A 20,421-nucleotide genomic window follows, 5' to 3' on the forward strand; every position below is an offset into this window, starting at 1 on the left:
CATATTGGCTCGATAAGATCGCTGTCGATCTGAGTTGATTGATAACTCAACATCTTGTCGAAACTAAACTGGAGATCTTCATGAAGTATAAGTTCCTGGCTGCCGCTGTGCTGTCGTCCCTGCCACTGTTCGCCCAAGCCCAGACCAACGTCCAGATCTATGGCGTGATGGACGCCGCCATCGCGGTCGAGGACACCGACGCACCGGGTCAAGACCGTCGTACCACCGTCAGCTCGGGCAACCAGTCGAGCAGCCGCCTCGGCTTCCGCGGTACCGAAGATCTCGGCAATGGCCTGAAAGCCCTGTTCAACATCGAAGCCGGCGTGTCGCTCGACACCGGCGCCACCGACTCCCAGACCTTCGGCCGCCGCGCCGTGGTCGGCCTGCAGGGCGACTTCGGTACCCTGACCGTCGGCCGCGAATACTCGCCGATCGCCGCCGTCGCCGCTGCGACCGACATCAACGGCCAGGGCCTGTACGGCTCGAACCTGTCGGCCTTCGGCACCAGCCGCCTGACCCGCCGCCTGGCCAACTCGGTCAACTACAAATCGAACTCGCTGTCGGGCTTCGTCGTCAACGCCGCCTACTCGACCGGCGAAACGACCGTCGACCCGTCGGGCGACCTGCTGGGCGCATCGCTGGAATACAAGAACGGCGGCCTGTACCTGGGCGCCGGCTACCACACCATCGAACGCCTGACCGAAGGCGACGACAAGGAAATGGCGTTCGGCGCCGGCTACAACTTCGGCGCGTTCGAAATCAAGGGTAACTGGATGAAGGCCGAGCTGGAAGGCGCCGGCAACGCTGTCAACCCTGAATACACGAACGCCAATATCGGCGCGTCGTACGCCGTCGGCGCGAACAAGTTCTTCCTGAACTTCCAGCAGCAGAAGCTGGACAACACCGATGCCAAGGGCAACACCGTGTCGGTGTCGTACACCTACTCGCTGTCGAAGCGCACCAACATCTACACGACCTACGCCCAACTGCGCAACAACGGCCGCGGTGCCTTTGGCATCAACGCTTCGTCGAACAACGTGACCCCGCCAGCCACCGCGCTGGGCGCCGATCCATCGGTGTTCACCGTCGGCCTGCGTCACTCGTTCTAATCATGCAGGGCCGCACAGGTCGCGTTCCGCGGCCTGCGACGGTTTCCTCTTTCGTTCTCGCGTCCGCGGGAACGCCTGACGCCGGCACATGCCGGCGTTTTTTATGGCGCCCACAATGATTTCCGAGCTGTGTCGGGCCATCGCTTGCGACCGATCAATCAGCGACCATACTTCAATGACTGTTTGTCTCACCTGAAGTAGAGTGAAGCATCAAAGGAGACGATCATGTCCATGTCACGAAATGTGAAAGCAACGGCAGCGGCAGCGCACACCCGCAAGTCCGGCCATGGCGGCGCGGCATCCGGCCTGGCCGATGCCGCCGCCTATCCCACCTCTGCCACGAGTGGAGAGTCCGCCCATTTTGTCGCCGAGGCGAGCCAGCTCTACCACGTCGATCCACAGGCCAGGATCGCGCTCATCCGCGAGGGTGTCCCCGCCTCCAGTATCGGCGAACTCTCCATGCACATGGGCATCAGCAAGGAACACCTGCTCGCGAGCCTCGGCCTGTCGCGGGCCACGATCAATCGCAAGGAGAGAAGCGCCACGCCCCTCTCCAGGGACGAGTCGGAGCGTGTGCTCGGGGTGGGCATGTTGATCGGCATGGTGCACACCATGGTGCAGCAATCGGGCGATCCGGACGGCTTCGATGCGGCGCGCTGGGTGGCCGGCTGGCTCGCCAGCCCGGTTCCGGCGCTGGCTGGCGCCACGCCTGCCAGCTATATGGACACCATCGAAGGTCAGCGCCTGGTGGCCGAACTGCTCGCAAGGACGCAAAGCGGGGTCTACGCGTGACCGTCACGGCCTGGCGCATCGCAAGCGAAACGCCGGACTACAACGCGCACGATATGCAGGGCATCGGCGCCAGGACGACAGGAGGACGATGGAACAGCAAGGGCACACCTGTCGTCTATTCCGCGAGCAGCATTGCCCTGGCCACGCTCGAGACGGTACATTACTTCAGCGGTGAAGGCCTGCCGTACAACCGCTACCTGGTCAGGATCGACATTCCCGAAGCGCTGTGGGCTGCGCGCAGGGTGCTCGATCCACCGCCCGCGGGATGGGATGCGATTCCGGCCGGGCTCACCTCCAGGACCGTCGGCGACGCCTGGGTCATGGCACGCACGACGGCGCTGCTGCTCGTCCCTTCCGTGATCGTGCCCGACGAATACAATGTGTTGATCAATCCGAGGCATGATGGCGCCGCCGGGATCGGCGCTACCACGCTCAAGCGCTGGCACTACGATCCCAGACTCTTTTCCTGAGTCCACCATCGAAACCTGCGCGCGTTCAGCGATCGGCGTCGGCACCCTCGGTGCGCAGCAGCCGGGCCGCAATACCGCGTTCTTCTTCCGGCGAAAAGAAATAGGGATAGAACGAACGCTCGCCGGTATCGATGCCGCGCTTGAACGCGCCGCCCACCGCCTCGACCTGTTGCGCCACATAGGCCAGGCTGACGTGCAGCAGGTAGGATGGCGCGTTCACCCGCGGATTCACCTTCAGCTCCCCTACCCGGCGAAATCCGAGCATGCGTTCGTAGAAGCGGCGATGGCGCGGATTGACTTCGATGACGGCGTCGGTGCAGCCGTGCATTTCGCGCGCGTAGATGAAGGCGAGATGAAATACGCTGGCCAGCGCATGCTTGGACTGGACCGAATGGTCGAAGGCCAGCTTGGTGACCTCGGCCAGGCGCGCACCCTCGCGCCTGAAGGCATCCAGTTCTTCCTTGTACATATGGTCGGCCATCAGCCCGTGGCCGGCATCGATCCCGATGGTCAGGGTGCCCACTACCTCGTCCCGGTCGGAGGCGGTCAGGGTGATGCGGTGTGGGTCGTCGGCGTCGAGCCTTGCCCCCTGGTAGCCGCGCCAGGAGTACATGCGCTCGATCAGCAGGCTGGCGCCGCTGCGGCCGTCGGCGCTGTCGGGCGAGCGCAGGCCGTAGCGGGTGCGCGTCATGCGGCCACCCGCGGGAATGTTGACGATAGAGGTTCGAAGGGGCGATCGCGTGTGACGTTGGCGTGCATGGCAAGCTCTCAACGTTCACGCCTGCGTCCGGTTGACATGGGCGTGAACGGTTACGCGTGGCGGCCCGACCATCGCGCATCCTGCCGCGCTTTCAATTGCGCGTGCACCCTTGCCTCATTATAACAAGTACAACACTATTATCAATAGCGCAACTGTACCGTGCGCAGGCCAATATTTCTTTCATTCTGAGATCGATACGGACCGTGCGGCGTTCATGACTCGATGTCTGGCAGGCGATCGAGCAGCTTGTCTAGCGTGATCGGATAATCCCGCACGCGGATCCCGGTCGCGTTATAGACCGCATTGGCAATCGCGGCCGGCACCCCGCTGATGCCGAGTTCGCCAATGCCCTTGGCCTTCAGTGGACCGGCCGTTGGATCGACTTCATCGAGGAAGATCACGTCCTGGTGCGGAATGTCGGCGTGCACCGGCACTTCGTAGCCGGCGAGGTCGTGATTGACGAAGAAACCGGTGCGTTTGTCCACTACCAGGTGTTCCATCAGCGCGGCGCCGGCTCCCATCGTCATGCCGCCGATGATCTGGCTGCGTGCGGCCAGGGGGTTGATGATGCGCCCGGCCGCACACACGGCCAGCATGCGGCGGATGCAGATCTCGCCCGTGACCGCGTCCACACCGACCTCGACGTAGTGACTGGCAAAGGTTTGCTGGGCAAACCGCTGATCCAGGTCACCGTATTCCATCGTATCCTCGGCACTCAGCGCTCCCTTGGCGACGGCGTCGAGTAGCAGCCGGCTGGACCCATCCGCGCGTACCCGCCCGCCCGTGAATTCGACATTGGTACCACTGAAGCCGAGTTGCTGCGCAATCTTTTCGCGCAGTTTGACGCAGGCTGCGTATACGCCGGCAGTCGACGATGCCGCACCCCACTGGCCAGCCGATCCCGCCCCGTCCGGAAAATCGGAGTCGCCGAGGCGCACCGCTACCTGGTCCAGCCCGACCCCCAGCATTTCGGCCGCGGTCTGCGCCAGGATGGTGTAGGTCCCGGTGCCGAGATCGGTCATATCGGTCTCGACAATGACGGCGCCGCCGGACTCGATTCGCACGCGCGCCGCCGACTTGACCACCGGCGCGCCGCGGATGCCCGCCGCCATGCCGATGCCGACCAGCCAGCGCCCGTCGCGCCGCGCGCCGGGTCTGGTGCTGCGCTTGTTCCAGCCGAAACGCTCTGCGCCCAGGCGCAGGCACTCGACCAGGCGGCGCGTGGAGAACGGAACGTCGGGCGACTCCGGGTCGACCTGCGTGTCGTTCAGGATGCGAAACTCGACTGGATCGAGGCCGAGCTTCTCGGCCATCTCGTCCATCGCCACCTCGAGCGCCATCATGCCCGGCGCCTCGCCAGGCGCGCGCATGTCGTGGGCTTCGGGCAAGTCCAGATGGGCCACGCTGAGCTTTGTCATGCGGTTGGCGCCGGCATACAGCAGTCGCGTAGGCGCCGTGGCCCCCTCGGGCTTGTCGCCCAGGTTGCCCGACCAGCTGTCATGGCCGATCGCCGTGATCCTGCCATCCCTGCCGGCGCCGATGCGGATGCGCTGGATGGTGGCGGCGCGGTGCGTCGTGTTGTTGGCGATGAGCGAACGCTGCAGCGCCACCTTGACCGGCCGCCCCACCTGCTTCGCCGCCAGCGCGGCCATCACCGCGTCGGCCATGATCCCGCCCTTGCCGCCGAAGCCGCCGCCGATGTGCGGCGACACGATCCGCACGTTTTCCTTCGGCATACCGAGCGTGCTGGCCATGTCGCGCACGCCCCATGCCACCAGCTGGTTCGCTGTCCACAAGGTCAGCCGATCGCCCTGCCAGGCTGCGATGGTCGCATGCGGCTCGATCATCGCGTGCGATTGGTCGGGCGTGGTGTAGGTTTCGTCCAGCTTGACCGGCGCGGCGGCGAAAGCGGCATCGAAATCGCCGATACCGGAAGCCAGGTCGGGGTTCGGCTTGACCGGTTGCTTGGCCGCCCCCCGGGCGCGCTCGGCGGCCAGGTCGAAGCTGCCGTGCGTGCTCACGTAGCGCACCGTGACCAGGCCCGCCGCCGCGCGCGCCTGTTCGAAGGTCTCGGCGACCACGATCGCCACCGCCTGGTGGTAATGCTCGACCTCCGGGCCGGCCAGCGCTCGCGCATCGGAAAATTCGCCCTTGCCGAGCTTGCCGGCATTGGCGGCCGTCACGATGCCGAGCACGCCGGGTGCGGCGCGCGCCGGCGCGAGGTCGATCGAGACGATCCGGCCCTTGGCAATGCCGGCGCCAACGATGTAGCCGTACACCGCGTCAGGCGTCTCTTGCTGTTCGTATGCGTATCGCGCGGCGCCGCAGGTCTTGAGCGCGCCATCGATGCGCTGCGTTGGTTTGCCGACCACCTTCAGGCGGTCGATCGGATTGATCCTTGCCGGTCTGTCGAACTTCATGTCCGCTCCTCAATTGATGAGCGAACTCTACCGATCTAGCGCAATGCCGCGCGCACCGCAGGATCGTGCAATCGACTAGCTGGGCCGTCGGCGCCGCGCCAGCTCGCGGTCGAGTGCATTGGCAAACTGCTGGCGGTCGGCCTGGCTAAAGGCGGCCGGCCCGCCGGTGTCGACGCCGCTGCCGCGCAGCTCTTCCATGAAGGCGCGCATCGTCAATTGCTGGGCGATGGTGTCCCTGGTGTACCACTCGCCGCGCGGATTGAGCGGCAAACCGCCCTTGTCCAGCACCAGCGCCGCCAGCGGGATGTCGCCGGTGACGACGATGTCGCCAGGATTCACCCGTTCGACGATCTCGGCGTCGGCCACGTCCGGCCCGGCCGGCACCTGCAGCGCGCGGATGAAGCGCGAGCCCGGCACCCGGATCAGCTGGTTCGCGACCAGCGTGACGTTCAGTTGCAAGCGCTCCGCCACCCGGAACAGGATGTCCTTGATGACGGCCGGACAGGCGTCGGCATCAACCCAGATGTGCAAATCCTGCGACATTATTTCAGCCGGCAGGTCAGCACCCAGTAGAACTCCCAGCGCGCGATCTTGATCTCGCGGCCGACCTTGTCCAGGCGCTTGCGCAGCGTGCTGTCGGTCGGGTAGTTCTTGACCAGTTCATGGCGCGCGCCGTCGGCATCGAGCTGGAATTCATGGGTATTGCCCAGCAGGTCGGTGCGCACGGTCGTGGCGCTCTCGCCTTCCACATAGGCGTCGTCGAAGATCACCAGCAGCACGTCCTTGCCCAACGTCTTCTTCAGGGACACCAGCAGTGCATCCCCCTGCTCGCGCGTCAGGTGGGCCCACAGGCCGGCCAGGAACACGGCGGTGAATTTTTCGTCGCCGCTGGCGAGGTCGTCCGGCAGCGCCAGCGCATCGACCAGGCGATACTCGACATTGTCGAGGTCTTCGCCATGCATGCGCGCCAGGTCGAGCATGAATGTGCTGGCGTCGGTGGCCAGCACCGATTCGGCGGTTTCGGCCAGCACGTCGGTCCAGGCGCCGCTGCCGCAACCCAGTTCCAGGATTCGGTGGCCGCTGAGCAAGGTGGCGATCTGCTCACGCGCCTCGTCCAGGTCTTCCTGCTGCTCTTCCGAATACTCGGCGGACGCGTTGTCGTAGTGGGCGGCGATGCTGTCGTAGTAGGCAATGACCGGGTTCTTGTCCATCTTTAATTCCTTGACCATCAAAGTTCGTAGTTTTCCCCACCGCGCATCGCCGACTCGACCATCTTGCGATTGAGCGTCGGCGTCAGCAGCTCGATGAAGGTATAGATATAGCTGCGCAGGTAGGCGCCCTGCTTGATCGCCACGCGCGAGGTGTTCATGCCGAACAGGTGGCCGACCGGCAGCGCGCGCAGGTTGCGGTCGCGCTCGGGGTCGAAGGCCATGCCGGCGATGATGCCGACGCCCATGCCCAGCTCGACATAGGTCTTGATCACGTCGGCGTCGATCGCTTCCAGCAGCACGTCCGGCTTCAGGTTGCGCAGGCCGAAGGCGTGGTCGATCTTGCTGCGCCCGGCGAAGGCGGCATCATACGTGATCACGGGGTAAGTAGCGATCTCTTCCAGCGAGATGGCGCGCGACTTGAACAGCGGGTGGTCCGGCGGCGCCACCACCACGTGCTCCCACTGGTAGGCGGGCAAGGTGATCAGGCCGTCGACGGCGGCGATCGATTCGGTGGCGATGGCCAGGTCGGCCTGGTCGTTCTTGACCATGTCGGCGATCTGCTTGGGATTGCCCTGCAACAGGGACAGGCGCACCTTCGGATACTTCTGCATGAAGCCCTGCACCACCTTCGGCAGCATATAGCGCGCCTGGGTGTGGGTGGTGGCGATGGTGAAGCTGCCGCTGTCGTGGGCGGCGTACTCCTTGCCGATGCGTTTCAGGCTGTCGATCTCCTGCATGATCAGCTCGACCGACTGCAGCACCAGCCGTCCCGGCTCGGTCAGGCCGCGGATGCGCTTGCCGTGGCGGGTGAAGATGTCGACGCCAAGCTCTTCTTCCAGCTCGATGATGGCCTTCGAGACCCCGGGCTGGGAGGTGAACAATGCCTTGGCGGCATCGGTCAGATTGTAGTTCTGGCGGACGGCCTCGCGCACGAAGCGTAGTTGATGGAGATTCATTTGATAATTATTGTTGTTAAATAGACAGCAAGCCGGTAACGAACGACATTCTAAGATGCTTATTCGGGTTACGTATATAAGCAAATAAATTATCCGTAGTTTGGAATATAAGCTTAGCTCCGTATCATCGGGACATTATTTAATGGGCGAACACCATCCGCCTCTGCCTACGGACCCTGCACATGTACCGCTACGACCACTACGACCACCTCATCGTGCGCGAGCGCATCGCCCAGTATCGCGACCAGGTCGCCCGCCGCCTCTCCGGCGAGCTGCTGGAAGAAGAATTCCTGCCCCTGCGCCTGCAGAATGGCCTGTACATGCAGCGCCACGCCTATATGCTGCGCGTCGCCGTGCCGTATGGTCTGCTGTCGTCGAGCCAGGTGCGCATGTTCGCCCATATCGCCCGCAAGTATGACCGCGGCTATGGCCACTTCACCACGCGCCAGAACATCCAGTACAACTGGATCGAGCTGGAGCAGACGCCGGACATCCTGACCGACCTGGCCTCGGTCGAAATGCACGCCATCCAAACTTCGGGCAATTGCATCCGCAACATTACCACCGACGAGTTCGCCGGTGTGGCGGCCGACGAGATCATCGATCCGCGTCCCTTCGCCGAAATCCTGCGCCAGTGGAGTACCTTCCACCCAGAGTTCCTGGCCTTGCCGCGCAAGTTCAAGGTGGCCATCAATGGCGCCCTGGAAGACCGCGCCGCGATCGCCGTGCACGATATCGGCCTGACCGTGGTCCATAACGAGGCCGGAGAGGTGGGCTTCAAGTTCATGGCCGGCGGCGGCATGGGCCGCACCCCGATCCTGGGCAGCGTGATCCGCGACTTCCTGCCGTGGCAGCACCTGCTGACCTATACCGAAGCCGTGATGCGCGTGTATAACACCCACGGCCGCCGCGACAACAAGTACAAGGCCCGCATCAAGATCCTGCTCAAGGCCCTCGGCGTCGAAGAGTTTACCCGCCAGGTCGAGCAGGAATGGGCCGACCTGAAGGATGGTCCCGAGACCCTGACGCAAGAAGAGTTCGAGCGCGTCGCCAAGTGGTTCCAGCCGCATGCCTACCGCGAGCTGGCCGACACCGACGTCGGCGCCGCGCAAGCAGACAACCGTGCCTTCGCCAACTGGCTCAACCGCAACGTCAAGCCGCACAAGGTGCCGGGCTATGCCGCCGTCGTGCTGTCGCTCAAGAAGACCGGCGTGCCGCCGGGCGACGCCACCGCCGAGCAGATGGACTTCGTGGCCGAGCTGGCCGACCGCTTCAGCTTCGGCCAGGTGCGCGTGACCCACGAGCAGAACCTGGTGCTGGCCGACGTCGAGCAAGGTAAACTGTTCGAGGTCTGGCAGCTGGCCAAGTCGAAAGGCATGGCGACGCCGAATATCGGCCTGCTGACCGACATCATCGCCTGCCCCGGCGGCGATTATTGCTCGCTGGCGAACGCGAAATCGCTCCCGATCGCCGCCGCCATCGCCGAGCGCTTCGACGACCTGGACTTCCAGCACGATATCGGCGACATCGAACTGAATATCTCGGGCTGCATCAATGCCTGCGGCCACCACCACGTCGGCAATATCGGCGTGCTGGGCGTGGACAAGGACGGCAGCGAGTGGTACCAGGTGTCGATCGGCGGCGCCCAGGGCAATGAGTCCGCCATCGGCAAGATCATCGGCCCGTCGTTCTCGGCGGTGCAGATGCCTGAGGTCATTGGACGCCTGCTCGAAGTCTATGTGCGCTGTCGCATCGACGGTGAGCGCTTCGTCGACACCGTGCAGCGCCTGGGCGTCGCCCCATTCAAGGAACACGTATACGCCACGCCGATCGCGGCGGAAGAACTGGTTGGAGAGGACCACTATGCTTGATCAACACCCACAGATCATCAAGGGTCGCGAAGTGGTCAATGACGACTGGAGCGTTCTGAAACTCGACGAGGGCCAAACGGCCGAGAGCGTGGAAGTCCCGGCCGGCAAGATCATCGTGCCGCTGACCGTGTGGCAGGCCCAGCGCGATGCGCTGCTCGCGCGCGCCGAACTGGGTGTCTGGCTGGCGCCGGACGAAAGCGCCGCCGCCATCAAGGACGACCTGCAGCGCTTTGCCGTGATCGCCATCGACTTCCCGAAATTCACCGATGGCCGCGGCTACTCGATCGCCTACAACCTGCGCAAGCGCCTGGGCTGGACCGGAGAACTGCGCGCCATCGGCGACGTGCTGCGCGACCAGCTGTTCCAGATGGCGCGCTGCGGCTTCGACGCCTACGCCACCAGGCAAGACCGCAGCATCCACGACGCCGTCAAGGGCCTGTCGGTGTTCTCGGAAACCTACCAGGCGACGGTCGACAATCCGATCCCGCTGTTCCGCCGGGTTCCACGCGATACCCCGGCCGAACACCGCGACATCGGCGCCGGCATCTAGGAGCTTTCAGCATGAGCGACCTGCATCATCGCGTGGATGAAACCCACGCGATACTGACCCGTATTGCCCGCGATTTCACGCCCGCCGTGTTCGCATCGAGCCTGGCGGCCGAAGACATGGTGCTGACCGACCTGATCCTGAAGGCAAAACTGCCGATCGCGATCTTCTCGCTCGAAACCGGCCGCCTGCATGCCGAGACGCTGTCGATGATCGAGCGCGTCAAGCAAGCGTACGACTACGATATCGCCCTGTACCGCCCGCAACCCGAGGCGGTCGAGCGTTACGTCGCGGACCACGGCCTGAACGCTTTCTATGACAGCGTCGAGATGCGCAAGGAATGCTGCCGTATCCGCAAGGTCGAGCCACTGGGCCGCGCCCTGGCCGGCAAGCGCGCCTGGATCACCGGCCAGCGCCGTGCCCAGTCCAGCACGCGCGCCGAACTGGCGGCGCAGGAAGACGACCGTGCACACGGCATGCAGAAGTTCAATCCGCTGACCGACTGGAGCGAGCAGAACGTCTGGGACTACCTGCGCAGCAACAACGTGCCCTACAATGCCCTGCATGACCGCGGCTACCCGTCGATCGGCTGCGAACCCTGCACCCGGGCCATCCAGCCGGGCGAGGATGTGCGCGCCGGCCGCTGGTGGTGGGAAAACCCGGAATCCAAGGAATGCGGCTTGCACGTGGTGGACGGCAAACTTATTCGCATCAAATCCGTGGCCGCTTGAGCCACGAACCGAGAAAAGAACAGGCATAGCGATGACAACTGTTAGCGACAATGTAGTACTGAGCGATGTGAACGCCGCCCACCTGGACGCGCTGGAATCGGAAGCGATCCACATCCTGCGCGAAGTGGCGGCCGAATGCAGCAATCCCGCCCTGCTGTTCTCCGGCGGCAAGGACTCGGTGGTCCTGCTGCGCCTGGCCGAGAAGGCTTTCCGCCCGGGCAAATTCCCCTTCCCGCTGGTGCACATCGACACCGGCCACAATTTCGACGAAGTGATCGCCTTCCGCGATGCGCGTGCAGCTGAATTGGGCGAGCGCCTGATCGTCGGCAGCGTCGAAGACTCGATCAAGCGCGGCACCGTGCGCCTGCGCAATCCGCAGACGGATTCGCGCAATGCGGCCCAGGCCGTGACCCTGCTGGAAACGATCGCCGAATACGGCTTCGACGCCTGCATCGGCGGCGCCCGCCGCGACGAAGAAAAGGCGCGCGCCAAGGAACGCATCTTCTCCTTCCGCGACGAGTTCGGCCAATGGGATCCGAAAGCCCAGCGCCCCGAGCTGTGGGATCTGTATAACACCCGCGTGCACCCGGGCGAGAACATGCGCGTGTTCCCGATCTCGAACTGGACCGAGCTGGACGTGTGGCAGTACATCGCCCGCGAAAAACTGGCGCTGCCGCCGATCTATTTTGCCCACCAGCGCGAAGTGATTCCGCGTAACGGCCTGCTGGTGCCGCTGACCCCATTGACCCCGGCGCGCGAAGGCGAGACCGTCGAAACGCGCACCGTGCGCTTCCGGACCGTGGGCGACATCTCGTGCACCTGCCCGGTGGCGTCCGATGCGGATACCGTGGCCGGCATCATCGCCGAAACCGCCGTCACCGACGTGACCGAGCGCGGTGCGACCCGGATGGACGACCAGACCTCCGAAGCCTCGATGGAAAAACGTAAAAAAGCGGGATATTTCTGATGAACGCCATGACAGACAAACTGAACCAACAGGCAGGCTCGACCCTGCTGCGCTTCATCACCGCCGGCTCGGTGGACGATGGCAAGAGCACCCTGATCGGCCGCCTGCTGTTCGACAGCAAGGGCATCTTCGCCGACCAGCTGGCCGCCGTCTCGCGCGCCAAGCACAAGCGCACCGTGGGCGACACCATCGACCTGTCGCTGCTGACCGACGGCCTCGAAGCCGAGCGCGAACAAGGCATCACGATCGACGTGGCCTACCGTTATTTCGCTACGCCGAAGCGCAAGTTCATCATCGCCGACACCCCGGGCCACGAGCAGTACACCCGCAATATGGTCACCGGCGCCTCGACCGCCGACGCCGTGATCATCCTGATCGACGTGTCGAAGGTGAAGCTGGGCGACGACGGCAGCGTACAGCTGCTGACGCAGACCAAGCGCCATTCGACCATCGCCAAGCTGCTGCAGATCGAGCACGTGGTCGTGGCCGTGAACAAGATGGACCTGGTCGACTACGACCGCAGCGTCTACGAGCGCATCGTCGCCGAATATCAAAAATTTGCCGCTTCGCTGGGCCTGAAGGACATCACCGCGATCCCGCTGTCGGCGCTGGCCGGCGACAACGTGGTGGACCGTTCGGACAAACTGGCCTGGTACGAAGGCCCGACCCTGATCGAGCTGCTCGAATCGCTGTCGGTCTATGACCAGTCGCACGCCGCGCCGTTCCGCTTCCCGGTGCAGCTGGTGGCGCGCCACAATGGCCACGAGGCCAACGACTTCCGCGGCTATATGGGCCGCATCGAATCGGGCGTGGTCAAGGTCGGCGACAAGCTGACCGTGCAGCCCTCGAACCAGAGCGCGACGGTGAAAGAGATCGTCACCTTCGACGGCTCGCTGGAATCGGCCGTGGCCGGCCAGTCGGTGACCCTGGTGCTGAATGAATACGTGGACGTCTCGCGCGGCGACATGCTGGCCGGCAGCGAGCAGCCGGCGACCCTGCTCAAGCAGGTGACGGCCGATGTGTGCTGGATGGCCGACGAACCGCTCGACCTGCGCCGCAAGTACTGGATCAAGCACGGCACGCGCCAGACCGCGGCCAAGGTGGCGCGCCTGGACACCATCCTGGACGTGAATACGCAAGAACGCCATCCCGCCGAAGGCCTGAAGCTGAACGACATCGCGCGCGTGCAGCTGACCGTGCAGCAACCGCTGGCGGCCGACGCCTACGCCGACATCCGCGCCACCGGCGCCTTCATCCTGATCGACGAAGTCACCCACCAGACCGTGGCAGCGGGTATGATCCGCATCGAAGCGTAATCGTTCTAGAGGACAGTATGGCCGTGCTGGGAAAAGTGTATCTGGTAGGCGCCGGACCCGGCGCGGCTGATCTCATCACGGTGCGCGGTGCGCGCCTGCTGGCCCAGGCCGATATAGTGCTGTACGACGCCCTGGTCACGCCCGAGATGCTGGAATTGTGCGTGCGGGCCGAAAAGATCTCGGTCGGCAAGCGCTCGGGCCAGCGCTCGATGGCGCAGACCCTGATCAACGAGCAGCTGGTCGAGTGCGCGCGAAAATATGCGCTGGTCGTTCGTTTGAAGGGCGGCGACCCGATGCTGTTCGGCCGGGCCGACGAGGAATTGCGCGCGCTGGAGGCCGAAGGGATCGAGGTCGAGGTCGTCCCCGGCATCACCACCGCCGTCGCCGCCGCCGCCGCGACCAAGCAGCCTTTGACGAAACGTGGCCTGGCGCGCAGCGTCGCCTTCTTCACCTCGAGCACCGCGCCGGACGAACCGGACCATCCCGCATTACCCGAAACCGACACGCTGGTCCAGTACATGGGCGGCCGCGAAGCCGCGGCCACCGCCGAGCGCCTGCTGGCCGAAGGGCGGCGCGCCGACCTGCCGGTGGTGGTGGTGGAAAACTGCAGCCGCGCCGACGAGCGCATCCTGCGCCTGACCCTCACCGACCTTGCGCGCGGCCTCGAGCCGGGCCATGGGCCGGTGCTGGTGATGATGGGAGAGGCGCTGGCCAGGCGCGAGCACCAGACGGCCTAGCACGCTTTACAAGACCTTCCATTTGCTCCGTGACTTGTACCAGGCTCTCAGTCATGCTAATTTAGTTAACACGTTAACTAAGTGGCGAATGCGATGTATCCAGAACCGTTCCAAATCCCACTTCCCGTCCATGGCAATATCGAAGGTAGCTTGTGGACCTCGACGAGAGCGAAGGCAGTTGTGCTGCTGCACCCCGGAACAGCAGTCACGCAACGCTATTACGAGCCCTTCGCACGCTATCTGGTGAAACTTGGTCTCCATGTCGTAACTTACGACTACCGCGGCACGGGACGGTCGCGGCCTGCCAGTTTGCGCGGCTCGACTGTGTCGATGTCCGACTGGATGGATGATGATGTGGGCGCAGTCACACGGTGGGCGATCACACGCTTTCCGGCGCTACCGATGCTGGCTGTCGGACATAGCCTGGGAGGACACGCCCTGGCTCTGTCAGCGGATACGAATTCGCTTCGCGCAGCCGTGCTCGTCGCATCACATGCCGGCGTGACTGCGACCATCAATGGAGCTGCAGAACGAACCAAGGTCTGGGGCATCATGCGCGTCCTGGCCCCGCTGCTGTGCAGGGTGCTGGGCTATATGCCAGGACGCAAGCTCGGACTCGGCGAGGACTTGCCGCGCAATGTGATGCTCCAGTGGAGCCGCTGGACGACGCTTCCTCGCTATTTTTTCGATGATCCTGCCATGGATGCCGCGCGGCGCATGTCTCGTGTGCGGATACCACTGCTGGTGCTGGGCTTCGACGACGATCCCTGGGCCAATCCAGCGGCGATCAGTATGCTCATTGCGCCGCTGACCAACGCGAAGATCGAGCGGCATCAGATTGCACCGCGTCAGGCTGACATGCGAGCCATTGGGCACATGGGATTCTTCCGCAAACGCTCGGAAGAGCGCTTATGGCCTCGGGTCGGATCCTGGCTGCTGGAACAACTCGAGCATGTCGACCTCGGCGATGATCTGGAAACGAATAAGGGTGCAAAATGAGCAAGCAGGTCAAGTCCCCTCGCTTTGTTTTTCTACTGAATCAAGCGCAGCGACGACTGCAGCGCTGGACCGAAACCAGGCCTGGAACGTGGGAAGGCATCAGCACCGCCCAAGTCGGGCTTCTTTTTCTGCTGGCGTCACGCAACCAGGCCACCGTTGGCGACATTGCGCAAGCACTGCAGGTAGCGCCGGCGGCGACCACCAATCTGTCCAAGCGCATGGAAGCTTCCGGGCTCATTGAACGAATTGCCGACCACGATGACGGACGCGTAACCCGGCTGCGACTCACTCAAGCCGGCGCGGAGGCGAGCGCACAAAGCAGCGAGATGCTCAAGGAGCTGAACCTCCGGATCAGCGACGGCTTCTCCGACGAAGAACTAGCGGTCGTTGCGCGCTGGCTGTCACATGTCGGCAACCTGGCGCTGTAGTGACGGCGGTGCGTTCAATCGCCCCGGGCACCGAGCGAGGCCACGCAATAATCGGTCATAGCACGCTGCACGCCCGGATCTTCGCCGATGGCGCCGACCACGTTCAGATCCAGGCCGGGATGCGCGGCGCGGATCGTGTCGCACAGGGCCGGCAGGTCGCGCAGCAGATGGCCGCCCTGCCCCAAGAATACCGGCACCACGGTAACCTGGTCGATGCCGCGCGCAACCATCGCCGCCACCGTGTCCGGCAGGCTGGGCGTCATCAGCTCCAGGAAGGCCAGCACTACCTCGGCATCCGGCGTCCGGGCCTGCGTGGCGTCGCGCAGGCGCTCGAACGGCGCGGCCCAGGAAGCGGCGCGCGCGCCATGGGCGAACAGGATCAGTCCGTGCTTCATCAGTGTCTTTCCACCCACCACAGCGCCCCGAGCGCCATCAGCAGGAATAGCAGGCTTGGCGCGACCGCCGTCAGGAAGGCCGGCAAGATGGTCAGCACGCCCAGGTGCGAGAACAGCGAATTGATGAGCAGGAAGCTCACCCCGATCATGATGCCGATGAAGATCTTGAGGCTGACGCCGCCGCTGCGCGTGTGCAGGTAGGCGAACGGCAGCGCCAGCGCCATCAGCACAAAGATCGAGAACGGATCGACGACTTTCTTCCAGAACGCGACCTTGAAGCGTTCGGTCTCTTGCCGGTTCTCGGCCAGGTGGCGCGTGTAGACAGCCAGTTCGGCGGCCGACATGCGTTCCGGATCGGAGCGAGACACAGACAGGATCTTGGGCGTGATCTCGGACGCGAGCACGTAGCTGTCCAGTTTGCGGGTCGAGACCGAGGCCGTTTCGTGGCCATAGGTGCTCTGGATGGTTTGCCCGGCCGGCACTGCGGAACCGGGCGCCGCCAGCTCGCGGCTGTTGGCGAACATCGTCTCGGTCACGTCGGACAGGCGCCAGGTATTGTTGCCGCCATAGGTGCCGCGCGCCGCCGTGACGATCGAGCGCATGCGCATATTGTTGTCGAACTCGTAGAGGCGCACGTCCTCGAGCTGGCCATCGGGCGCGATGCGGCGCACGTTGAAGAAGCGCGAGCCGGTGATGTTGCCGCGCACGCCCTCCGCGTGCACGCTGTCCTTGGTCCACATGCCCGAGCGGAACTCGGCCGACACCGAACCGCCCTTGGCGGTCAGGCGCATGCGCTCGGCGACCGGGGCCGTGCGCGGCGTGATCAGTTCGCCGAACACGAAGGCAATCAGGACGAATACCGCGCCGATCTTGAACAGCATCATGGCGGCCTGGCGGGTCGACATCGACGAGGCGCGCATGATGGTGAATTCCGAGCTCGATGCGAATTGCGCCATCGTATAGATGGTGCCGATCAGGGCGGCCACCGGCATCACCTGATAGACATTGCCCGGTACTAGCAGCAGGACGTACAGCAAGGCGTGCTGCATGCCGAAGTCGTTCTTGCCGACCGACGGCAGGATGCTGGTCAGGTCCATGAAGGCGACCAGGGCCAGGAAGGCGGCCAGGACGAAGGCCACCGCCTGGAAAATATTGACGGCAAAATAGCGTTGGAGGATTTTCATTCTGCGCGCGCCTCCTCGCGCTTGGCGGCCGGCGATTTCTTCAGGTGACGGCGGCGCTTGAAGGCGCTGATCAGGACCAGCGGATGATAGCGGTGGTTCACGTTCAGGCGCCACGCGAACAGCCCCACCACCACCAGCAGCGCAGCGAGGTGCAATGGCCACCAGCCCATGGCGAAGGCCAGCTTGCCCTGCTTGACGCTGGCCTCGGACAGGCGCACCAGATTGTTATACGTGAAGAAGATCAGCAAGGCGATGATCAGGTTGGCCGACGAACCCGCGCGCGGATTGACGAACCCAAGCGGGATCGCCAGCAGCATCAGCACCAGGCAGGTGATCGGCGCCGCGATACGCGCCAGCAGCTCGGCCTGGGTGAAGCGGTTGGGCGCGATCAGCAGCGCCGGCGTGGACAGCGCCGCTACCGGCACGTCGGCGCCGATCATCGGCGCCTGGGTCGCCACGCGCATGCTGTAGCGCTCGAATTCCATGGTCTGGAAATCGGCCTGGCCCGGCACGCCCTCGTAGCGGCGGCCATTGGAGAGCACCAGGAACTGGCCGCCCTTGCCGTCCGATTCGATCACGCCCTGCTTGGCCACCACCACCGAGTGGCTGTCGCCGTCGACGCCGCCGACGAACACGTTCTGCACCACGGTCGAACCCTCGGCGCTGCGTTCGACGAAGAACACGCGGTCGCTCGAGCTGGATTCGCGGAACTGGCCGGGCGCCACGCGCTGCAGGTCTTCGCGCTTCTGGAAGCGCTCGACGAATTCGGCGCTCTTCATCTTGGCCCAGGGCGTGACGACGAAGGACAGCGCGGCCACCAGCGCCACCATCGGCAGGCCGAGCGTGAGCACCGGCCGGATCCATCCGAGGAGGGATTGACCCGAGGCGAACCAGACAACCATTTCGGAATCGCGGTAGCTGCGCGTGACGGTGGCCACCACGGCGATGAAGGACGTGAGGATCAGGATGATCGGCAGCAGCTCGGCGCTGCGGAAGACGATCAGCGCCAGCACGTCGCCGGATGCCACCTTGCCACCCGCGGCCCGGCCGAGAATGGCGATCAGGGTCCAGGTGACGAGGATGGAAAACAGCACCGTAAAAGTGGCGCCGGCGGCGCTCGCCAATTCACGTTGCAGGGAACGTCGGAAAATCATTCAATAGAGTCGTTATAATTGCAGATTAGGCAGTCCGCCGCCAAACATCGAACCGGAGAACCAAATGGACTTTAGCATAAAAGCATTCGACACAAAAAACACCCTGGCCGCTGCGAAATCAGGCTGCATCGCGGTTGCGGTGTACGAGAACAAGAAACTGTCGGCTGCGGCCAAAGCACTCGATGTGAACGGCGACATCAGCGCGGCGCTCAAGTCGGGCGACATCAGCGGCAAACCGGGTTCGACCCTGCTGCTGCGCGGCGTGACCGGCGTTAGCGCCACGCGCGTGCTGCTGGTCGGCCTGGGCGCCGATGAAGTCGTCAGCGAGAAAAGCTTCACTACCGGCGTCACCGCCGCACTGAAGGTGTTCTCCACCCTGGGCGCGGCGGACGCCATTATCGCACTCCCGCTCGAGAGCGTGAAAGAGCGCGACGCAAACTGGGCGCTGCGCGCGCTCGTGATCGGCGCCAGCGACGCCGAATTCCGCACCGACGGCCAGAAGAGCAAGAAAGATCCGGCCATTACCGGCGTGCGCAAGATCGTCGTGGCCGCCCCGGCCGCCGGCCTGGACAAGGCGACCCTGACCCAGGCCGCGGCCATCGCCAACGGCATGAACCTGACCAAGGAACTGGGCAACCTGTCGCCCAACGTCTGCACCCCGACCTTCCTGGCCACCACCGCGCGCAAGCTGGCCGACGACTATGGCTTCGACATCGAAGTCCTGGAACGCAAGCAGCTCGAAGCGCTCAAGATGGGCAGCTTCCTGTCGGTGACGCGCGGTAGCGAAGAAGCGCCGAAATTCATCGTCCTCAAGCACAACGGCGGCAAGTCGAAAGACGCGCCGGTGGTCCTGGTCGGCAAGGGCATCACCTTCGACACCGGCGGCATCTCGCTGAAAGCCGGTCCAGGCATGGACGAGATGAAATACGATATGTGCGGCGCCGGCTCGGTGCTCGGCACCTTCCGCGCCATCGGCGAGATGGGCCTGAAACTCAATGTAATCGGCATCGTCGCCGCCTGCGAGAACATGCCGTCGGGCCGCGCCACCAAGCCGGGCGACATCGTCACCGCGATGAACGGCACCACCATCGAAGTGCTGAACACCGACGCCGAAGGCCGCCTGATCCTGTGCGACGCCCTCACCTACGCCGAGCGCTTCAAGCCGGCCGCCGTGGTCGACATCGCGACCCTGACCGGCGCCTGCATCGTGGCCCTGGGCCACCACACCAGCGGCCTGTTCACGCGCGACGACGCGGCCCACGACGGCCTGGCCCAGGAACTGCTGGATGCCGGCAAGCAGGCCGGCGACGTGGCATGGCGCTTCCCGCTGGGCGATATCTACAACGACCAGCTCAAGTCGAACTTCGCCGACCTGGCCAATATCGGCACCCCGGGCGCGGCCTCGATCACCGCGGCCTGCTTCCTGGAGAACTTCACCCGCAAGTACACCTGGGCCCACCTGGACATCGCCGGCACCGCCTGGAAATCGGGCGCGAACAAGGGCGCGACCGGCCGTCCGGTGCCGCTCTTGACCACGTTCCTGATGAATCGGGTGTAAAGCGAGGGTGTAATCGCCGCCTGAGGCGATGCAACGACAACGGCCCCGCATGCGGGGCCGTTTTACTTGATGGATCAGAACACCCGCGTATCGAGCGGATTCGCTCCCGCCGCCTCGGGCGGCGGCGCGGACGGCTGCATCACGACGGTCAGGATGGCTGGATAGCCATAACCCGCCCCCGAATGACGGTCGACGAAGTAGCCAAGCCCCGCGCTGATGACCAGGTTGCCCATCAGGTTGCTGGTATCGAGCCTGGCCTGGACGACTTCGGCGGCGGTGGCGGCCGAGCCCTTCTTGCAGCTGATCGAGATCGGCTGGCTGCTGCGGGTGACGGTCACCCGCCCCGGGGCGATCATATACCAGCGGCCCACGTCATTGCTGAGGATGCAACCGACCCCGCCGATCTCGCGATAATCGAGCACGGCGCGCACCTCGAGCTGCTGCACGGGCGATTCGGACATGGTCGCGCATCCACCCAGCAAGGCAAGGGCGGGCAACACGGCGGCGGCAAACGGACGAAGGAGAAACGACATGGCGACCATCAAGAGGCAGATGCTTCTTTAACGGCAGCATTGCGCCGTTCTTGAAGCCCTGCCCTGCGGTCAAGCGGACGTCGCGTCGAGCAGGGTGAATCGCGGCAGGATCCTGCCGTCGACCGTCACCGTCTCGAAGAAGGCGTCACGGGGCCTTACCCACACGACACCATCCTGGCCGCGATAGACGATCACGGGTGTGTGATCGGCTTCCAGCACTGCTTCGCACACCAGCTCGTAGATGCCGCCCTTGTAATGGCGGTAACGCGTCGGCATGCGGACG

22 protein-coding genes are annotated in these 20,421 nt (G+C 64.3%); 12 read left to right on the forward strand and 10 right to left on the reverse strand.

Going from position 1 to position 20,421, the window contains the following annotated elements; translation table 11 throughout:
- The first annotated feature begins 80 nt into the window (after positions 1 to 80).
- The 3 genes from SOM28_RS19835 (at position 81) to SOM28_RS19845 (ending at position 2,371) form a co-directional block, all read left to right on the forward strand.
- The gene (locus SOM28_RS19835; RefSeq protein ID WP_123071752.1) at positions 81 to 1,109 is read left to right on the forward strand and encodes a porin; all 1,029 of its coding nucleotides are present in this window, start codon (positions 81 to 83) and stop codon (positions 1,107 to 1,109) included.
- A 225-nt stretch (positions 1,110 to 1,334) separates the two neighbouring features.
- On the forward strand, positions 1,335 to 1,901 hold the full coding sequence (locus SOM28_RS19840; protein ID WP_320469180.1) for an Xre family toxin-antitoxin system antitoxin: 567 nt from the start codon (positions 1,335 to 1,337) through the stop codon (positions 1,899 to 1,901).
- Positions 1,898 to 2,371: an RES family NAD+ phosphorylase gene (locus SOM28_RS19845; protein WP_320469181.1), complete on the forward strand. Its 474-nt coding sequence runs from the start codon at positions 1,898 to 1,900 to the stop codon at positions 2,369 to 2,371. The genes SOM28_RS19840 and SOM28_RS19845 overlap by 4 nt, the downstream gene beginning before the upstream one ends.
- A gap of 25 nt (positions 2,372 to 2,396) precedes the next feature.
- On the opposite strand, the gene SOM28_RS19850 is transcribed toward SOM28_RS19845, so the two are convergent.
- The 5 genes from SOM28_RS19850 to SOM28_RS19870 all read right to left on the reverse strand — a co-directional run bounded on the left by SOM28_RS19850 (position 2,397) and on the right by SOM28_RS19870 (position 7,718).
- Complete coding sequence (locus SOM28_RS19850) at positions 2,397 to 3,062, reverse strand: GNAT family N-acetyltransferase (RefSeq protein ID WP_320469182.1); 666 nt, start codon at positions 3,060 to 3,062, stop codon at positions 2,397 to 2,399.
- Between the two features lie 281 nt (positions 3,063 to 3,343).
- On the reverse strand, positions 3,344 to 5,551 hold the full coding sequence (paoC, locus tag SOM28_RS19855; protein ID WP_320469183.1) for an aldehyde oxidoreductase molybdenum-binding subunit PaoC: 2,208 nt from the start codon (positions 5,549 to 5,551) through the stop codon (positions 3,344 to 3,346).
- 75 nt (positions 5,552 to 5,626) lie between these two features.
- Positions 5,627 to 6,082, reverse strand: coding sequence for a YaiI/YqxD family protein (locus tag SOM28_RS19860; protein ID WP_123071095.1), 456 nt, complete (start codon positions 6,080 to 6,082; stop codon positions 5,627 to 5,629).
- An 11-nt stretch (positions 6,083 to 6,093) separates the two neighbouring features.
- Complete coding sequence (locus tag SOM28_RS19865; protein ID WP_320469184.1) at positions 6,094 to 6,762, reverse strand: class I SAM-dependent methyltransferase; 669 nt, start codon at positions 6,760 to 6,762, stop codon at positions 6,094 to 6,096.
- Between the two features lie 17 nt (positions 6,763 to 6,779).
- Positions 6,780 to 7,718: a CysB family HTH-type transcriptional regulator gene (locus SOM28_RS19870; RefSeq protein ID WP_123071092.1), complete on the reverse strand. Its 939-nt coding sequence runs from the start codon at positions 7,716 to 7,718 to the stop codon at positions 6,780 to 6,782.
- Between the two features lie 182 nt (positions 7,719 to 7,900).
- Here SOM28_RS19870 and SOM28_RS19875 point away from each other — a divergent pair, with 182 nt between their 5' ends.
- The 8 genes from SOM28_RS19875 to SOM28_RS19910 all read left to right on the forward strand — a co-directional run bounded on the left by SOM28_RS19875 (position 7,901) and on the right by SOM28_RS19910 (position 15,314).
- Positions 7,901 to 9,589: a nitrite/sulfite reductase gene (locus SOM28_RS19875; RefSeq protein WP_320469185.1), complete on the forward strand. Its 1,689-nt coding sequence runs from the start codon at positions 7,901 to 7,903 to the stop codon at positions 9,587 to 9,589.
- Positions 9,582 to 10,139: a DUF934 domain-containing protein gene (locus SOM28_RS19880; RefSeq protein WP_320469186.1), complete on the forward strand. Its 558-nt coding sequence runs from the start codon at positions 9,582 to 9,584 to the stop codon at positions 10,137 to 10,139. The genes SOM28_RS19875 and SOM28_RS19880 overlap by 8 nt, the downstream gene beginning before the upstream one ends.
- Before the next feature lie 11 nt (positions 10,140 to 10,150).
- On the forward strand, positions 10,151 to 10,867 hold the full coding sequence (locus tag SOM28_RS19885) for a phosphoadenylyl-sulfate reductase (protein ID WP_320469187.1): 717 nt from the start codon (positions 10,151 to 10,153) through the stop codon (positions 10,865 to 10,867).
- 31 nt (positions 10,868 to 10,898) lie between these two features.
- Complete coding sequence (gene cysD / locus SOM28_RS19890) at positions 10,899 to 11,834, forward strand: sulfate adenylyltransferase subunit CysD (protein ID WP_123071088.1); 936 nt, start codon at positions 10,899 to 10,901, stop codon at positions 11,832 to 11,834.
- The gene (locus SOM28_RS19895; protein WP_123071087.1) at positions 11,834 to 13,150 is read left to right on the forward strand and encodes a sulfate adenylyltransferase subunit 1; all 1,317 of its coding nucleotides are present in this window, start codon (positions 11,834 to 11,836) and stop codon (positions 13,148 to 13,150) included. The genes cysD and SOM28_RS19895 overlap by 1 nt, the downstream gene beginning before the upstream one ends.
- A gap of 17 nt (positions 13,151 to 13,167) precedes the next feature.
- Complete coding sequence (cobA, locus tag SOM28_RS19900) at positions 13,168 to 13,887, forward strand: uroporphyrinogen-III C-methyltransferase (RefSeq protein WP_320469188.1); 720 nt, start codon at positions 13,168 to 13,170, stop codon at positions 13,885 to 13,887.
- A gap of 93 nt (positions 13,888 to 13,980) precedes the next feature.
- A complete protein-coding gene (locus SOM28_RS19905) occupies positions 13,981 to 14,886 on the forward strand; it encodes an alpha/beta hydrolase family protein (protein ID WP_320469189.1) in 906 nt (301 codons plus the stop codon).
- Positions 14,883 to 15,314 carry a MarR family winged helix-turn-helix transcriptional regulator gene (locus tag SOM28_RS19910; protein WP_147934694.1) on the forward strand — a complete coding sequence of 144 codons (432 nt, stop codon included), beginning with the start codon at positions 14,883 to 14,885 and terminating at the stop codon, positions 15,312 to 15,314. The genes SOM28_RS19905 and SOM28_RS19910 overlap by 4 nt, the downstream gene beginning before the upstream one ends.
- 14 nt (positions 15,315 to 15,328) lie before the next feature.
- Here the strand turns inward: SOM28_RS19910 and SOM28_RS19915 are convergent, their stop codons facing one another.
- Genes SOM28_RS19915 through lptF form a run of 3 tightly spaced genes read right to left on the reverse strand, consistent with a single transcriptional unit; the run spans position 15,329 to position 18,047 of the window.
- Positions 15,329 to 15,709, reverse strand: a complete 381-nt coding sequence (locus SOM28_RS19915; RefSeq protein ID WP_320469190.1) for a sirohydrochlorin chelatase — start codon at positions 15,707 to 15,709, stop codon at positions 15,329 to 15,331.
- Positions 15,709 to 16,893 (reverse strand): LPS export ABC transporter permease LptG, encoded by a 1,185-nt coding sequence (lptG, locus tag SOM28_RS19920; protein WP_320469191.1) that lies wholly within the window; start codon positions 16,891 to 16,893, stop codon positions 15,709 to 15,711. Before lptG ends, SOM28_RS19915 begins: the two co-directional genes overlap by 1 nt.
- Positions 16,890 to 18,047 (reverse strand): LPS export ABC transporter permease LptF, encoded by a 1,158-nt coding sequence (lptF, locus tag SOM28_RS19925; RefSeq protein ID WP_123071083.1) that lies wholly within the window; start codon positions 18,045 to 18,047, stop codon positions 16,890 to 16,892. Before lptF ends, lptG begins: the two co-directional genes overlap by 4 nt.
- A gap of 64 nt (positions 18,048 to 18,111) precedes the next feature.
- Between lptF and SOM28_RS19930 the strand changes: the two genes are divergently transcribed.
- Positions 18,112 to 19,605, forward strand: a complete 1,494-nt coding sequence (locus SOM28_RS19930; protein ID WP_320469192.1) for a leucyl aminopeptidase — start codon at positions 18,112 to 18,114, stop codon at positions 19,603 to 19,605.
- 74 nt (positions 19,606 to 19,679) lie between these two features.
- Here SOM28_RS19930 and SOM28_RS19935 read toward each other — a convergent pair whose 3' ends face one another.
- Together SOM28_RS19935 and SOM28_RS19940 are read right to left on the reverse strand one after the other, a co-directional pair.
- Positions 19,680 to 20,066 (reverse strand): hypothetical protein, encoded by a 387-nt coding sequence (locus SOM28_RS19935; RefSeq protein ID WP_123071081.1) that lies wholly within the window; start codon positions 20,064 to 20,066, stop codon positions 19,680 to 19,682.
- 141 nt (positions 20,067 to 20,207) lie between these two features.
- Entirely contained in the window at positions 20,208 to 20,414 is a 207-nt protein-coding gene (locus tag SOM28_RS19940; RefSeq protein WP_123071080.1) for a DUF1653 domain-containing protein, read from the reverse strand.
- Between the last annotated feature and the right edge of the window lie 7 nt (positions 20,415 to 20,421).

Origin of the sequence: Massilia sp. CFBP9026 (genome assembly GCF_034045165.1) — a bacterium.
Classification (GTDB): Bacteria; Pseudomonadota; Gammaproteobacteria; order Burkholderiales; family Burkholderiaceae_D; genus Telluria; species Telluria arenae.

Coding starts and splice junctions, on each gene's coding strand:
- SOM28_RS19875 (WP_320469185.1), top strand. CDS start 7,901: ATGTACCGCTACGACCACTACGACCACCTCATCGTGCGCGAGCGCATC.
- SOM28_RS19835 (WP_123071752.1), top strand. CDS start 81: ATGAAGTATAAGTTCCTGGCTGCCGCTGTGCTGTCGTCCCTGCCACTG.
- SOM28_RS19880 (WP_320469186.1), top strand. CDS start 9,582: ATGCTTGATCAACACCCACAGATCATCAAGGGTCGCGAAGTGGTCAAT.
- lptF (WP_123071083.1), bottom strand. CDS start 18,047: ATGATTTTCCGACGTTCCCTGCAACGTGAATTGGCGAGCGCCGCCGGC.
- SOM28_RS19935 (WP_123071081.1), bottom strand. CDS start 20,066: ATGTCCGAATCGCCCGTGCAGCAGCTCGAGGTGCGCGCCGTGCTCGAT.
- SOM28_RS19915 (WP_320469190.1), bottom strand. CDS start 15,709: ATGAAGCACGGACTGATCCTGTTCGCCCATGGCGCGCGCGCCGCTTCC.
- lptG (WP_320469191.1), bottom strand. CDS start 16,893: ATGAAAATCCTCCAACGCTATTTTGCCGTCAATATTTTCCAGGCGGTG.
- cobA (WP_320469188.1), top strand. CDS start 13,168: ATGGCCGTGCTGGGAAAAGTGTATCTGGTAGGCGCCGGACCCGGCGCG.
- SOM28_RS19840 (WP_320469180.1), top strand. CDS start 1,335: ATGTCCATGTCACGAAATGTGAAAGCAACGGCAGCGGCAGCGCACACC.
- paoC (WP_320469183.1), bottom strand. CDS start 5,551: ATGAAGTTCGACAGACCGGCAAGGATCAATCCGATCGACCGCCTGAAG.
- SOM28_RS19865 (WP_320469184.1), bottom strand. CDS start 6,762: ATGGACAAGAACCCGGTCATTGCCTACTACGACAGCATCGCCGCCCAC.
- SOM28_RS19850 (WP_320469182.1), bottom strand. CDS start 3,062: ATGACGCGCACCCGCTACGGCCTGCGCTCGCCCGACAGCGCCGACGGC.
- SOM28_RS19930 (WP_320469192.1), top strand. CDS start 18,112: ATGGACTTTAGCATAAAAGCATTCGACACAAAAAACACCCTGGCCGCT.
- SOM28_RS19895 (WP_123071087.1), top strand. CDS start 11,834: ATGAACGCCATGACAGACAAACTGAACCAACAGGCAGGCTCGACCCTG.
- SOM28_RS19905 (WP_320469189.1), top strand. CDS start 13,981: ATGTATCCAGAACCGTTCCAAATCCCACTTCCCGTCCATGGCAATATC.
- SOM28_RS19885 (WP_320469187.1), top strand. CDS start 10,151: ATGAGCGACCTGCATCATCGCGTGGATGAAACCCACGCGATACTGACC.
- SOM28_RS19940 (WP_123071080.1), bottom strand. CDS start 20,414: ATGCCGACGCGTTACCGCCATTACAAGGGCGGCATCTACGAGCTGGTG.
- SOM28_RS19870 (WP_123071092.1), bottom strand. CDS start 7,718: ATGAATCTCCATCAACTACGCTTCGTGCGCGAGGCCGTCCGCCAGAAC.
- cysD (WP_123071088.1), top strand. CDS start 10,899: ATGACAACTGTTAGCGACAATGTAGTACTGAGCGATGTGAACGCCGCC.
- SOM28_RS19910 (WP_147934694.1), top strand. CDS start 14,883: ATGAGCAAGCAGGTCAAGTCCCCTCGCTTTGTTTTTCTACTGAATCAA.